This window comes from Mesorhizobium sp. B2-9-1, assembly GCF_006439455.1.
Classification (GTDB): Bacteria; Pseudomonadota; Alphaproteobacteria; order Rhizobiales; family Rhizobiaceae; genus Mesorhizobium.
Genome location: NZ_VFTP01000011.1, coordinates 36,643 through 50,189, shown reverse-complemented (window position 1 = coordinate 50,189; position 13,547 = coordinate 36,643). Strand labels below are relative to the sequence as shown.

Below are 13,547 nucleotides of genomic sequence, written 5' to 3'. Positions count from 1 at the left end.
TGCGCTTCCGGTGCTCACGTACTTCAAGTACGCTCCGCTCCGGTTCTCGGTAGCCACCATTCTCGGCTCGTCCTGACCTGAATCTCAGCGAACCTACAAGCCGGAGCAGGGCCTAGTCCGGCTTGTCTTTACGGCGCGCGGCTGGCACTAGATCGGCGATCTCTTGCCGGACCCCGCCTGAATGCCCTTCACCATCGCCACCTGGAACATCAACTCCGTGCGCCTGCGCATGCCGATCGTCGAGCGGCTCCTGAAAGAGCATGCGCCCGATGTTCTCTGCTTGCAGGAAACCAAGGTCCCCGACGAGCTGTTCCCGGAAAAAGCCTTCCGCAAGGCGGGCTACGAGCACATCGTGTTCCACGGCCAGAAGGGCTATCACGGCGTTGCCACGGTCGCTCGCCGCCCGATCGAGCTGGTCGAAAAGCGACGGTTCTGCGAGATCGACGACAGCCGGCATCTGTCGGTCAGGGTGCAGGCGGGCGGCAAGTCGGTGCTGGTGCATAATTTCTACGTGCCGGCTGGCGGCGACGAACCGGATCCGGAGATCAACCGCAAATTCCGCCACAAGCTCGATTTCGTCTACGAGATGAACTCCGTACCGGCGAGCGGGGACGAATCGTCCGCCTCGATCCTGGTCGGCGACCTGAACATCGCGCCGCAGGAACACGACGTCTGGTCGCACAAGCAGCTGCTCAACGTCGTCAGCCACACGCCGGTCGAGACGACAAATTTCGAGGCGATGCGCAAGGCCGGCGGCTGGGTCGACCTGATGCGGCTCAATGTGCCGGCCGAAGAGAAACTCTACACGTGGTGGAGCTACCGCGCGAAAGACTGGCAGGCCTCGAACCGCGGCCGCCGTCTCGACCATGTCTGGTCGTCCGCCAACCTAGTGCCGGCTTTCGCCGGCTACGAGATCCTGCAGGCGGCGCGCGGCTGGGAAAAGCCGTCCGACCATGTGCCGGTGATTGCGAAGTTTGAATTGGATTGAGGTTCGACGTCGGCAGCTAAGAGACGCAAACCTTCGCGTTCGTCAATCCTAGGGCTGAGCGCCGCGTAGCTTCGCTCCTTGCTCCGCCCGAGAATGACGAAGGCGCTTTTGGCGGGCGCCATCCTATTCCGTAAACCGCGGCGCCAGTTCCTCGATGCGGGCGATCATCTGCTGGAATTCCTCCAGGATGCGGTCATGCAACAGCACCGCGATCTCCGGATATTCTTCCAGGATTCGGTGGAACATCTTGCGGCTCAATCGAATCACTTCCGAGTCGACCGCGGCCGAGGCGCTGGTCAGCCGGTTGGTATCGGCGATCAGCGCCAGTTCGCTCAACATGGTGCCTGGGCCTGCCGTACCGATCGGGACGCGTTTGCCGCCCAGCTCCCGATAGAGCGCGATCAAACCGCTGACCACGATATAGGCAGAGTCGGCGACATCGTCCTCGCGGTATAGCTTATGGTCGGCCTGCAGCACTGTGGTCTCGGCGCCGAAGGCGAGCAGGCGCAGCTGTTCCTGCGTGAAGCCCTGGAAAAGCTTCACGCTTGACAGAATGCGGATGTCGTCATCCAGCGCCATCCTAGCTGTGTCCCCGAGCGGTCAGTCCAGTCCCTCCTTTGGAGCGGCGCGCCCTCCTGGGCGCGCGAAACGCTCCACCGTGCATCATGCGATGCTAGCAACGAGCCGACCCATCACCCTCCAGCACCAGGATCGTACCCGAAGCGGTCCCGCCCGACCGCCCTAAATGTTTGTTTCGACGCAATTCCGGACAGTCGTCCTCGGCGAAGCCGCCGAGCCCAACCGTTTCACACTTTTCCTGGAATTGTTCTTGATCATGAAATGTTTAAGGAACCAGCTTGTAGCCGCCGCTTTCTGTCACAAGAATTTCGGCATTGGAAGGATCGCGCTCGATCTTCTGGCGCAACCGGTAGACATGGGTCTCCAGCGTGTGCGTGGTGACGCCGGAATTGTAGCCCCAGACCTCTTCCAAAAGAACGTCGCGCGTCACCACCTTCTGGTCGGCGCGATAGAGGTATTTGATGATCGAGGCTTCCTTCTCGGTCAGCCGCACCTTGGCGCCGCGCGGATCGATAAGCAGCTTCTGGCTGGGCTTGAACGTGTAGGGGCCGACCGAGAAGGTCGCGTCCTCGCTCTGCTCATGCTGGCGAAGCTGGGCGCGGATGCGCGCGAGCAGCACGGCAAAGCGGAAAGGTTTGGTCACATAATCATTGGCGCCGGCCTCGAGACCCAGGATCGTGTCGGAATCGGTGTCGTGGCCGGTCAGCATGATGATCGGCGCCTTGTAGCCGCCCTTGCGCAGGATCTTCACCGCCTCGCGGCCATCCATGTCGGGCAGGCCGACATCCATGATGAGCAGGTCGACGACGCCGCTGCGCGCCGCGGCAACGCCTTTTGCGGCGGTCGCTTCTTGCTGGACGTCGAATTCTTCGTAGAGCGCCAGCTGCTCAACCAGGGTGGCGCGCAAGTCGTCGTCGTCATCGACGATCAGAATGGTGCGTGATGTCATGGATCAATCCGTTGTTTTAAAAAGAATATTCAGTTGACCTCCCCCCATTTATGCGGAAGCTCACCGGCGCAACAGCCGATCACAGTGATTTGTTCCGTGACCCAATCATACAAGAAAAAACGTGCGCGCAATGCGTCGGGCGCATTTTTGCCGAAAGGCTTGAACGTTTTGGTGGTGCGCGCGCGCCCCGGCAACCCCGCGCAAGGCTTCCTGCAAGCCGGCAAAACGGTGTTTCCCTGCGCTTTGGGGCGCGGCGGCATCTCGGCCAACAAACATGAAGGGGACGGCGCGACCCCGTTGGCGTCGATGCGCATCCTGTCTGGCTATTTCCGGGGCGATCATTTCGCGGGCGGGCGCAGGACGAGGCTGCCGATGGCGCCCATCGGTCCGGATCTCGGCTGGTGCGAGGTGCCGGACGACCGCAACTACAACCGCCCGGTGAAGATCCCCTATGGCGCCAGCCATGAGAGGATGAAGCGCGACGACCGGCTCTATGATGTCTGCCTGGTGCTCGACTGGAACATCGCGCCACGCCGGCGCGGGCGCGGCAGCGCGATCTTCTTCCATCTGACCCGGCCGGGCTTCACGCCGACGCAAGGCTGCGTGGCGGTGACGGCGCGGACCATGGCGAGGCTGCTTCCGTTGCTGTCGGACAGGACGGTGGTGAGGGTGGTGAGGTAGGCAGTAGGCAGTAGGCAGTAGGCAGTAGGCAGTAGGCAGTAGGCAGTAGGCAGTAGGCAGTAGGCAGTAGGCAGTAGGTGTCTCCTTCCCTATTGCCTACTGCCTAATCCCTAGTCCCTTTTTCCCTGTTTCTGCCAGCCCGTGCCGAGCAGCCCGATCTCGCGGAGCTCCCTGTCCATCGTCTTCGCGATGTCCCGACGTTCGGCGCCGATGTCGCGCAGCTGGCTGTCGGAAAGATCTTCGACCGACTCGTGTGGCAGCCAGATGGCGACGCGAGCCTGGCGCAGCCAATCGCGTGCCGAACGCAGCCAAAGCGTGACGCCGGAAGGGGATTCCAGGGTGGCGCAGGACTTCAGGGCGATCTCAGACATGGCTCTATCCGTGTTCTCCGGATATCAAATCCGGTTTTATAGTGTTTCGATGAAGCCATGATGCCGGATTGAAAAACAAACGGGAAACGAGTAGTTCTTTTCTGATCATCAAGTTTTATTTGGAGATCGCATGTCCAAGCTGCTGCCGGGAACGCGTGCGCTGCGGACGTTCGAAGCGGCCGCCAGGCATCTCAACTTCACCCGCGCGGCCGACGAGCTCGGCCTGACGCCAGCGGCGGTCAGCCACCAGATCAAGGAAATCGAGGATCAGCTCGGGCTGGTGCTGTTCACGCGCACCAGCCGCACTATCCGGCTGACGGAGGCAGGCAATGTGCTGCTGGAGGCCTCGGTCGATGCGCTCGACCTGCTCAACCGCGCCGTCAGCCGCGCCCGCAAGATGACCCGCGGCACGGCGCTGCTGAAGGTGACGCTCGACGCGCAGTTCGCGACGAAATGGTTGATGCGCCGCGTCGACGACTTCCGCAAGCAAAAGCCGGGCATCGAGCTGCGTTTCGACATCACCTACGATGTCCGGGATTTCGACCTCGACGACGTCGATGTCGGCATCCGCTTCGGCGCCGGCAGATATCCCGGGCTCTGCGCGCATCGGCTGTTCGAGAACATCATCATCCCGGTATGCAGCCCGGCCCTGCTGGCGTCAGGTCCACCGCTGAAGGAGCCGCGCGACCTGTTCAACCACACGCTCGCGCATATCGAATGGTCGCGGCAGGGCGTGACCTGGCCGAACTGGAGCATGTGGATGCACGCGGCCGGCGTCGACGATTTCGACGACAGCCGCACCCTGGTCTTCGGATCCTCGACCGATGCCACCCAGGCGGCGCTCGACGGCAACGCGGTGGCGCTCGCCGATTTCGCCATGGTCGCCAACGATCTTTCGCAAGGCCGCCTGGTGCGGCCCTTCCAGCTCGGCATCAAGGTCGCGCCGGAATTCGCGTATTTCCTGGTCTATCCCGAGGCGGCGAAGGACGACGCGCGCGTCGTCGCCTTTCGCGAATGGCTTACCGAGGAGGCGGCGAAGACGCCGACATGACGGCCGCCTTAGCCAGCCGGCGCGCCGAACCAGCCGATGACGGCGCCGATGATCAGCATCACGCCCAGCCAGTGGCCGGCATCGATCAGCGTCAGGGCCCAGCCGAAGCCTTCATAGCGGTGGTTGACGGTGAGCGTGGTGGCGATGAAGCCGAGCCAGAGCACGAAGCCGAACAGCAACCCGGCGATCGGGTTCGGCTCGCCGCCGGTTATCGCGCCCACCACCAGCGTCAGCACGAGCGCCATGATCAGCTCGGCGATGAAGCTGACAACGAAGGGAACGACCGAGCGCTGCATGGTGGCCGGGTCGAGCCTGGCGGCCTTCAGCCAAGGCTTGCTCAAGCCCATGTACCAGGCGGCGCCGAACAGCCACGCGACGACGGCGGCGGCGACCACCGCCAGCCAGTTCACGACCGAAAAATCCATGCTTTTCCCCTCCAAGTTGAAGGCGATGGAACGCTTGTTCGGTCGTTCCGTCAAGCAAGGCGCCAGACGGTCGTACGCTTGACCTCGGTATCCTCCAGCACGCGCGTCACCGGAACCTGGTAGACAGCAAGCGATTGCAGCCCGGTCTTGGGCAGGTAGGCGCGGCCGGGATCGCCGACGAGGATCTCGGCGCCGCGCGTCTTCAGAGAGGTGAACCAGGGCAGCAGCCGTTCGGCGAAAGCCTTGTCGTAGAAGACGTCACCGGCGAGCACGACGTCCCAGCCATCGTCGATGCCGACGCAATCCGTGCCGCGGAATTGCGCTTCAACGCCGTTGGCTTCGAGGTTGAGCGCGATCGCCGTCTCGCAGAACGGGTCGATGTCGGCGGCGATCACTTGGCTAGCACCGGCTTTCATCGCTGCGATCGCGACGAGGCCGGAACCGGAGGCGAAGTCGAGCACGCGCCTGCCGCGCACTGTCCCGGGATGGTCGAGCACATAGCGGGCGAGGCCCTGGCCGCCCGCCCAGGCGAAGGCCCAGAAGGGCGGCGGCAGGCCGATCTCGGCCAATTCCTCCTCGGTGCGCAGCCACAGGTCATGCGCCTCGTCGGCGAGGTGCAGCAGCACTTCCGGCACATGCGGCGGCGCCATCAGCGCCGTATTGTCGAGGATGAACTTTCTCGCGCTTCTCGGCGTGAGCTTCGTCACGGCGCCGGATTGAGCTCGGCCATGCGGCAGACCTCTTTCCATTCTGCCGGCGTCACCGGCTGCACGGAAAGCCGGCCGAGCCGGACCAGCGCCATCTTGGCGAGCTTGGGATTGGCCTTCACCTCTTCCAGCGTCACCGGCTTCGGCACGTCCTTATAGGCGCGGATGTCGACGCATTCCCAGCGCGGATCGTCGGTGGTGGTGTCGGGATGCGCCAGCGCGCAGACCTCGGCGATGCCGACGATGTCGAGGCCCTCATTGGAATGGTAGAAGAAGCCAAGATCGCCGATCTGCATCGCCTTCATGTTATTGCGGGCGGCGTAGTTGCGCACGCCATCCCATTGCGTGCCGGCCTTGCCTTTGGCCTTCAGCGCCTCGAAGGAAAAGACCGAGGGTTCGGACTTGAACAGCCAGTAGTTCATATCGTTTGTCCCATCGCTTTGTCGCACCGCCACGCATGGCGTTCCCGTCTATTCTTACTCTCTCGCCGTCATTGCGGCGAGAGTAGCAACGATCATGCGCCGGCGGGCTTCTGGAAGACCCAGTTCCACGCACGGATCTCGACGCTTTCGAACAGGCCGGCCTTGGCGTAGGGATCGGCCGCGGCCAGGCCTTGGGCAGCAGCCATGTCCGGCGCTTCGATCATCACCAGGCTGCCGTCCGGCTTGCCGTCGGCGTTGAGGAAAGGACCCGCAAAGGCAAGCTTGCCTTCGGCGATCAGGCCTTCCAGGAACGCAGCATGCGCCGGCCGCGTGTCGACGCGCAGCTGCAGGCTGCCGGGCTTGTCCTTGCAAATCAACGCAAACAGCATGTTTCAAACTCCGATGGCTCATATGTCGGTTTCGGTCTTGAGCGGGCGTGTCATCAGCGCGGTCACGGCCTGGCCGATGGTCACCTTGCCGTCGAGGATGGCGGCGACGGCGGAAATGATCGGCGCCTCGATGCCGCGCTCGGCGGCGATGCGGGCGGCAATCCCCGCCGTGGGCACGCCTTCGGCCAGCGGCAGGCCCGCAAGGGGCTTGCCCTGGCCGAGCGCCAAGCCGTAGGCGAAATTGCGCGACTGGGCGGAAGAGCAGGTGAGCAAGAGGTCGCCGAGGCCGGATAGCCCCATCAGCGTCTCCGGCCGGGCGCCGAAGGCGGCGCCGATGCGGCGCAATTCGACGAAGCCGCGCGTCACCATGGCGGCCTGGGCGCTGGCGCCGAGACCCGCGCCGGTAACGGCGCCGGCAGCGATGGCAAAGACGTTCTTCAGCGCGCCGCCGATCTCGACGCCGATCAGGTCGTCGCTCGAATAGCAGCGCAGGTTCTGCGCCGAAAAGCGCGCGGCAAGCTCGGCCGCCAATTCCGCATCGCGGGCGGCAACCACCACGGCCGTCGGCAGGCCGCGCGCGACGTCGCTGGCGAAGCTCGGGCCGGAAAGTGCCGCGACCGGATTGCCCGGCAGGCTCTCCTCGACGATCGCCGAGAGCAGCGCGCCGGTGTCGCGCTCGATACCCTTGGCGCAGAGCACCAGCGGCACGCCTGCGGGAACATGGTTGCGGGCATTGGCCAGGACGGCGCGCAGCGACTGCGCCGGCGTCACGGCGAGCACGCAGTCGGCGCCGTCGAGCGCCGCGGCAATGTCGCTGGTGGCAGTGATGCCGGGTTCGATCCTGATGCCGGGCAGGTAGCGCGGGTTCTCGCCGCGGGCGATGGCGGCGACGGTCTCGGTGTCGCGCGCATAGAGCCGGACATCATGGCCGGCGCGCAGCATGGCCAGCGCCAGCGCCGTACCCCAGGCGCCGCCGCCCAGCACCGAGATGCGCCAGCCGCTCGTGCCTTTCTTGGTCATGCCTTGGCACCACGCCGGCCCGAGCCGACCAGGGGCGCGGAAACACTGTCGAGCGGCCAGCGCGAGCGCGGCACGAAATCGGCGGCGTTTTCGTCAGCGATGCCGGCGCGCAGCCGCTCGATGCCGGCCCAGGCGATCATCGCCGCATTATCGGTGCAAAGCTTCTGCGGCGGCGCGACGAATGCGAAGCCGGCCTCGGAACACAGCGCTTCGAGCGTCGCCTTGATCGTGCGGTTGGCGGCGACGCCGCCGGCAACGACCAGCGCCGGCTTCGCCTGGCCAGGAAATTCCTGGCGGAAGCGGGCAAGGGCGCGGCCGACACGATCGCCCAGCGCGTCCGCCACCGCCGCCTGGAAAGAGGCGCAGATGTCGGCGACGTCCTGATCGCTCAAGGGCGCGATTGCCGTCGCCGCCTGGCGCACCGCCGTCTTCAAACCGGAGAACGAGAAATCGGGCTGCGCCGAGCCCTTCATCGGGCGCGGGAAGGCAAAGCGGCCTGCATCCCCGCTGGCGGCCGCCTTCTCGACATTCGGGCCGCCGGGATAGGGCAGGCCGAGCATCTTGGCGGTCTTGTCGAAGGCTTCGCCCAGCGCATCGTCGATGGTGGTCGCCCAGCGCTGGTAGTCGCCGACACCGCGCACCGCGACGATCTGGGTGTGGCCGCCGGAAACGAGCAGGAGAAGATAAGGAAAATCGAGGCCGTCGGTCAGCCGCGCCGTCAGCGCGTGGCCTTCGAGGTGGTTGATGGCGATCAGCGGCTTGTTGGCGGCGGCGGCGATCGCCTTGGCGGTCATCAGACCGACGATCAATCCGCCGACCAGGCCGGGACCGGCGGTGGCGGCGATGGCGTCGACCTCGTCGAGCGACACCGCCGAATCGGCGAGCGCCGCCTCGACGATGCCGTCCAGCGCCTCGACATGGGCGCGCGCAGCGATCTCGGGCACGACGCCGCCGAAGGCCGCGTGCTCCTCGATCTGGCTGAGCACGATGTTGGACAGGATTTCGGGCGCGGCGACGCCGTCCAGCGCCACCACGCTGGCCGCCGTCTCGTCGCAACTCGTCTCAATGCCCAGAACGCGGATCAATTGGTCGCTGGCCTCTATGATTGTATCACCGGCCAATCCCAATTAGGAAAAGGCCCGGCAGACCTCAAGCTGCCCCGGGGGTTATCACGGACCGCGCGCCATGCAAACTTTGAAAATCGGAACACGCGGCAGCCCGCTGGCATTGGCCCAGGCGCATGAGACGCGGGCGCGGCTGATGCGGGCGCATGGCCTGCCGGAGCAGGCGTTCGAGGTGGTGCCGATCTCGACCAGCGGTGACCGCATCCAGGACCGGCCGCTGTCGGAGGCCGGCGGCAAGGGCCTGTTCACCAAGGAGATCGAGGAAGCGCTGCTCGAACGCCGCATCGACATCGCCGTGCATTCGTCGAAGGACATGCCGACGGTGCTGCCCGACGGGCTGGAGCTTGTCACTTTCCTGCCGCGCGAGGACGCGCGCGACGCCTTCATCGGCAAGACGGCGAAGCGGATCGCGGACCTGCCGCATGGCGCCGCGGTCGGATCGTCATCGCTGCGCCGTCAAGCGCTGATCCGCCGCATGCGGCCGGACCTCGACGTGGTGATCTTCCGCGGCAATGTGCAGACCAGGCTGCGCAAGCTGGAAGAGGGCATCGCCGAAGGCACTATCCTGGCCTATGCCGGGTTGAAGCGCCTCGGCCTCGAACATGTCGTCACAGACCTGATGCCGCTGGAGGCTTTTCCGCCGGCGCCGGGGCAAGGCGCGATCGGCATCGAAACGCGCATCGGCGACCGCGACGTCGAAAAGATGCTGGCGGCGATCCATCACGTGCCGACCGGCCAGGCGCTCACCTGCGAGAGGGCTTTCCTCGCAGCGCTCGACGGCTCCTGCCGCACGCCGATCGCCGGCCATGCGACGGTGTCGGGCGAGAAACTCTCCTTCGCCGGGTTGATCATCTCGCCCGACGGGACGGAATCGCACGAAGTCCGGCTGGAAGGCGAGGCCGCGGACGCGGCGGAGATCGGCCTGGACGCGGCGCGTACGGTCCGCGCCAGGGCCGGCGCGACATTCTTCGACGGCTGGGCCTGACATGGTCCGCGTCCTGGTGACGAGGCCGGAGCCGGGCGCGTCGCGCACGGCACGACGCCTCGAAACCCTCGAATTTCAGCCTGTCCTGCTGCCGCTGACCAAAACCAGCGCATTGCCCGTCGAGGCGACCGTCGGCACCGATGCCGTCGCAGTCGCTGTCACCAGCGCCAACGCGGTGCGGCATGCGCCGAAGGCGCTGATCGCGGCGCTTACGCGCCTGCCTTGTCACGCGGTTGGCAAACGGACGGCAGAAGCCTGCCGCGGGGCGGGATTCCTCTCCGTCACGGAAGGTCCGGGCGACGCCGAGGCGCTGGCCGATGCCATCGCCGGCGGCCTTGCCGGCAAGGCAATCGTCTATCTGTGCGGCCGCGTCCGCTTCCCGGGGTTCGAGCGGCGGTTGGCGGCGGCTGGCGTGCACGTCCAGGCGATCGAGACCTACGACACGACAGCTGTCGACTATGGCGATGCCGATGTGGCCGTCCGCCTGTCGGGCCGGCCGGTCGAGGCCGCGCTGCTTTATTCGGCCAAGGCCAGCGCCGCGCTGGCCAGTCTGATTGCGCGGCCAACGCTGCGGCATCTTTTTGAGAAGACGGAATTCCTGGCGCTCTCGTCCCGTGTCGCCGAGCCGCTGGAAGGGTTTGCCCGTAACAGGATCGGCATCGCATCCAAGCCCGAGGAAGACGCGTTGCTCGCGCTTTTGTCGCAACCGCGCTAGGCCGCGTCATCACACCGCCCCTTTTCACCGCTTGGTGATGTGCTAGAGCATCCCCTGGACCCTTTGAACCATCCTCAAGCCAGTTCGCGGAGCCCAAAGCATGGTCAAGACGCCGAAGATGCGACATTCGAAGACCCGGCGCGAGCCGGTGACCATCGAACTCGAGCCCGGCGCCGTCTCGCGAATCACCGACGAGGATGCCGCCAAGGCCGATGCCAAGGCAGCGCAGACCGACGAGGCGAAGGCGGAAGAGGCCGCCGCGGCTTCGCAGCCGGAGGCGCCGGAAGAGCCGATCCATGCCGAGCAGGCCGATATCGAGCCGTGGGAACATAGCGACGCCGCGCAGGCAGCGGCCGATGAACCAGAGGCCGGCAAGGACGAGCCGGAGGCGCCATATCCCGGCGGGTCCGATGCGCCGAAGAGCCAGCCCAAGGGCTTCGACTACAATTTCGAGGACGCATCCGCGCCTGGCGCCGACGCCTCCGCATCGAGGCCAGGCGAAACGAGGAGCGAGGATCGCGTGCCGCAGCCACCACGCAGAACCGGCGTCAACGCCATAGCTGCGGGCGTCGTCGGCGGCGTGATCGCGCTTGCCGGCGCCGGCCTGCTGCAAGCGGTCGGCCTGCTCGGCTCGTCGGGACCGGGCGAGGAGTCGCTCGATAGCGTCAATGGCGAAATCGCTTCGCTGAAAACCGAGATTGCGGGGCTGAAGGAAAGCGGCGGCACCTCGGCCAAGGTCGACGGCCTGTCCTCGGCGCTTGATCAGATCAAGGCCGATGTCGCGGCGCTGAAATCCTCGGCCGGACAAGGCGGCGACGGCGCCGCGCTCAAGGCGCTCGGCAACAAGGTCGGCCAGATCGAGACAACCGTCGCCGAGCTGCAGAAGAACGGCAATGCGGCGCCCGCCGATCTCGGTCCGCTCAACGAGAAGATCGCCGGGCTCGACGCGCTGGTGAAATCGGCCGGTGACGCGGCCAAGGCCGAGGACGGCAGGGTTGCGGCGCTGGAGCAGTCGGTGTCGCAGCTTTCCGGCAAGGTCGAGGCGCAGGCCTCGCAACCCAAGATCGCGCTGGCGATCGCCGCCTCGGCGCTGAAGTCGGCGCTCGATCGCGGCGCGCCCTTCGCGACCGAGCTCGACACGTTCGCGGCGATCGCGCCGGACGCGCCCGAGCTCCCGGCACTGCGCTCTTATGCCGAAAAGGGTGTGCCGACCCGCGCCACCATCGCTGCGGAGGCCGATGCCGCCGCCACCGCCATGGTCGATGCGGCAAAGCCGGTCGACCAGAATGCCGGCTTCTTCCAGAGCCTGGTGTCGAGCGCGGAATCGCTGGTCAAGGTGCGGCCGGTCGGCGCCGTCGAGGGCAAGGGCGTGCCGGAAACCGTCGCGCGCATGGAAGTCGCGGTCAACCAGGGCGACTACGCCAAGGCGCTCAGCGAATATGACACGCTGCCTGATGCCGCGAAGACGGCCGGCGCCGACTTTGCCGGCAAACTGAAGGCGCGGCTGGAGGTCGAAAAGCAGCTCGAAACGCTGATTGCCGGCGCGACGAAGGCTTAAGGAGACAAGATGATCCGCCTCCTCGTCTTCCTCGCCGTCGTCTTCGCACTCGGGCTCGGCTTTGCCTGGCTAGCGGACCGCCCGGGCGATATGCTCGTCACCTTCAACGGCTACCAGTACCAGGTCACGCTGATGGTGGCGGCGGTGGCGATCGTCGCCGTTGTGGCCGCGGTGATGATCGTCTGGTGGCTGATCAAGTCGCTGTGGAACAGTCCCTACACGATCTCGCGTTATTTCCGGGTGCGCCGCCGCGACCGCGGCTACCAGGCATTGTCGACGGGCATGATCGCCGCCGGCGCCGGCGACGGCGCGCTGGCGCGCAAGAAGACCAAGGAGGCGGCCAAGCTGATCAACTCCGACCAGGAGCCGCTGATCAACCTGCTCGACGCCCAGGCCTCGCTGCTCGAAGGCGACCATGAAGGCGCGCGGGAGAAATTCGAGCGCATGCTCGACGATCCCGAGATGCGGCTGCTCGGCCTGCGCGGGCTCTATCTGGAGGCCGAGCGCCTCGGCGACCGCAATGCCGCGCGTCACTATGCCGGCCGCGCGGCGGCGGTGGCGCCGCAGCTTGCCTGGGCGGCGGAATCGACGCTGGAGGAACTCACCGAACGCGGCGACTGGGACGGCGCGCTGAAGCTGGTCGAGGCGCAGAAATCGACCAGGCAGATCGAGCGCGACGCCGCCAACCGCCGCCGCGCCGTGCTGCTCACCGCCAAGGCGCAGGCGCTGGTCGACAGCGACCCGAACGCGGCCCGTACCGCGGCGCTCGAAGCCAACAAGCTGGCGCCGGAGTTCGCGCCGGCCGCGGTGATCGCCGCCGATCTGGTTATCCGGCAAAACGACGTGCGCAAGGGCTCCAAGATCCTGGAGGCCGCCTGGAAGGCCGAGCCGCATCCCGACATCGCCGAGCTCTACACCCATGCCCGGCCGGGCGACGCCGTGCTCGATCGTCTGAACCGCGCGAAGAAGCTGCAGGAATTGAAGAGGAACCATCCCGAGTCGGCGATGACCGTGGCGCGCGCGGCGCTCGATGCCCAGGATTTCGCCACCGCGCGGCGCGAGGCGGAGGCCGCGATCCGCATGGATCGCCGGGAGGGCGCCTATCTGCTGCTCGCCGATATCGAGGAAGCCGAGACCGGCGACCAGGGCAAGGTAAGGCAACTGCTGTCGAAGGCGGTGCGCGCGCCGCGCGATCCGGCCTGGGTGGCGGACGGCGTCATCACCGAGCGCTGGGCGCCGGTGTCGCCGGTCACCGGCAAGCTCGATGCCTTCACCTGGCGCGCGCCGATGGAGCGGCTTGGCCAGCTGATCTACAGCGAGACCGATCTCCCGGTGCCGGCGATCGCAGCCGCGCCCGCGGCGGACGGCAAGGCGATCGACATCGTCCCCGACGCTCCGGCGCAGAAGCCGGCGCCGGCGAATGGCGGCGAGAAAGACATGGCGGCTGCCGATGCAGCCGGCGAGGCGGAAAGCGTCCGGCAGGGTTCGGAGCTGCCGCCTCTGCCGGACGACCCTGGTGTCGCGCCGGAAGAAGAAGCGGAAAAATCGCCGCGCCGCTTTCGTTTGTTCTGAGGCTGTGTTCT

The 13,547-nt window shown here is 66.2% G+C and carries 17 protein-coding genes; 7 read left to right on the top strand and 10 right to left on the bottom strand.

All coding sequences use genetic code 11. From position 1 onward, the window contains the following. The first annotated feature begins 181 nt into the window (after positions 1–181). On the top strand, positions 182–988 hold the full coding sequence (gene xth / locus FJW05_RS19055; RefSeq protein WP_140634815.1) for an exodeoxyribonuclease III: 807 nt from the start codon (positions 182–184) through the stop codon (positions 986–988). A 123-nt stretch (positions 989–1,111) separates the two neighbouring features. Here xth and FJW05_RS19050 read toward each other — a convergent pair whose 3' ends face one another. The 3 genes from FJW05_RS19050 to FJW05_RS27785 form a co-directional block, all read right to left on the bottom strand. Further along, positions 1,112–1,567, bottom strand: coding sequence for a cyclic nucleotide-binding domain-containing protein (locus tag FJW05_RS19050; protein ID WP_140545468.1), 456 nt, complete (start codon positions 1,565–1,567; stop codon positions 1,112–1,114). Between the two features lie 265 nt (positions 1,568–1,832). Next, positions 1,833–2,516 (bottom strand): response regulator transcription factor, encoded by a 684-nt coding sequence (locus FJW05_RS19045; protein WP_095769573.1) that lies wholly within the window; start codon positions 2,514–2,516, stop codon positions 1,833–1,835. 29 nt (positions 2,517–2,545) lie between these two features. Continuing rightward, complete coding sequence (locus FJW05_RS27785) at positions 2,546–2,830, bottom strand: hypothetical protein (RefSeq protein WP_246673538.1); 285 nt, start codon at positions 2,828–2,830, stop codon at positions 2,546–2,548. On the opposite strand from FJW05_RS27785, the gene FJW05_RS19040 reads away from it, so the two are divergent. Next, positions 2,727–3,197 (top strand): L,D-transpeptidase, encoded by a 471-nt coding sequence (locus tag FJW05_RS19040; protein ID WP_246673534.1) that lies wholly within the window; start codon positions 2,727–2,729, stop codon positions 3,195–3,197. The two genes, FJW05_RS27785 and FJW05_RS19040, sit on opposite strands and share 104 nt — an antisense overlap. 110 nt (positions 3,198–3,307) lie before the next feature. Here the strand turns inward: FJW05_RS19040 and FJW05_RS19035 are convergent, their stop codons facing one another. Further along, complete coding sequence (locus tag FJW05_RS19035; RefSeq protein ID WP_140634811.1) at positions 3,308–3,568, bottom strand: hypothetical protein; 261 nt, start codon at positions 3,566–3,568, stop codon at positions 3,308–3,310. Positions 3,569–3,698: 130 nt separating this feature from the next. Between FJW05_RS19035 and gcvA the strand changes: the two genes are divergently transcribed. Next, positions 3,699–4,619, top strand: a complete 921-nt coding sequence (gcvA, locus tag FJW05_RS19030) for a transcriptional regulator GcvA (RefSeq protein WP_140634809.1) — start codon at positions 3,699–3,701, stop codon at positions 4,617–4,619. An 8-nt stretch (positions 4,620–4,627) separates the two neighbouring features. Here the strand turns inward: gcvA and FJW05_RS19025 are convergent, their stop codons facing one another. The 6 genes from FJW05_RS19025 to tsaD form a co-directional block, all read right to left on the bottom strand. Continuing rightward, positions 4,628–5,044, bottom strand: coding sequence for a DUF1761 domain-containing protein (locus tag FJW05_RS19025; protein ID WP_140634807.1), 417 nt, complete (start codon positions 5,042–5,044; stop codon positions 4,628–4,630). 50 nt (positions 5,045–5,094) lie between these two features. Continuing rightward, positions 5,095–5,793, bottom strand: coding sequence for a methyltransferase (locus FJW05_RS19020; RefSeq protein WP_181165000.1), 699 nt, complete (start codon positions 5,791–5,793; stop codon positions 5,095–5,097). Next, entirely contained in the window at positions 5,748–6,173 is a 426-nt protein-coding gene (locus FJW05_RS19015; protein ID WP_140634803.1) for an EVE domain-containing protein, read from the bottom strand. Before FJW05_RS19015 ends, FJW05_RS19020 begins: the two co-directional genes overlap by 46 nt. 92 nt (positions 6,174–6,265) lie before the next feature. Beyond that, the gene (locus tag FJW05_RS19010) at positions 6,266–6,562 is read right to left on the bottom strand and encodes a YciI-like protein (RefSeq protein ID WP_140634801.1); all 297 of its coding nucleotides are present in this window, start codon (positions 6,560–6,562) and stop codon (positions 6,266–6,268) included. An 18-nt stretch (positions 6,563–6,580) separates the two neighbouring features. Beyond that, positions 6,581–7,582: an NAD(P)H-dependent glycerol-3-phosphate dehydrogenase gene (locus tag FJW05_RS19005; protein ID WP_140634799.1), complete on the bottom strand. Its 1,002-nt coding sequence runs from the start codon at positions 7,580–7,582 to the stop codon at positions 6,581–6,583. Continuing rightward, complete coding sequence (gene tsaD, locus FJW05_RS19000; protein WP_181165008.1) at positions 7,579–8,664, bottom strand: tRNA (adenosine(37)-N6)-threonylcarbamoyltransferase complex transferase subunit TsaD; 1,086 nt, start codon at positions 8,662–8,664, stop codon at positions 7,579–7,581. The genes FJW05_RS19005 and tsaD overlap by 4 nt, the downstream gene beginning before the upstream one ends. Before the next feature lie 103 nt (positions 8,665–8,767). Here tsaD and hemC point away from each other — a divergent pair, with 103 nt between their 5' ends. The 4 genes from hemC (at position 8,768) to FJW05_RS18980 (ending at position 13,536) form a co-directional block, all read left to right on the top strand. Next, positions 8,768–9,691 carry a hydroxymethylbilane synthase gene (gene hemC / locus FJW05_RS18995; protein WP_140634795.1) on the top strand — a complete coding sequence of 308 codons (924 nt, stop codon included), beginning with the start codon at positions 8,768–8,770 and terminating at the stop codon, positions 9,689–9,691. 1 nt (position 9,692) lies between these two features. Beyond that, a complete protein-coding gene (locus FJW05_RS18990) occupies positions 9,693–10,406 on the top strand; it encodes a uroporphyrinogen-III synthase (RefSeq protein WP_140634793.1) in 714 nt (237 codons plus the stop codon). A 100-nt stretch (positions 10,407–10,506) separates the two neighbouring features. Next, complete coding sequence (locus FJW05_RS18985; RefSeq protein ID WP_140634791.1) at positions 10,507–11,964, top strand: mitofilin family membrane protein; 1,458 nt, start codon at positions 10,507–10,509, stop codon at positions 11,962–11,964. A gap of 9 nt (positions 11,965–11,973) precedes the next feature. Then, complete coding sequence (locus tag FJW05_RS18980) at positions 11,974–13,536, top strand: heme biosynthesis protein HemY (RefSeq protein ID WP_140634789.1); 1,563 nt, start codon at positions 11,974–11,976, stop codon at positions 13,534–13,536. The last annotated feature ends 11 nt before the right edge of the window (positions 13,537–13,547 follow it).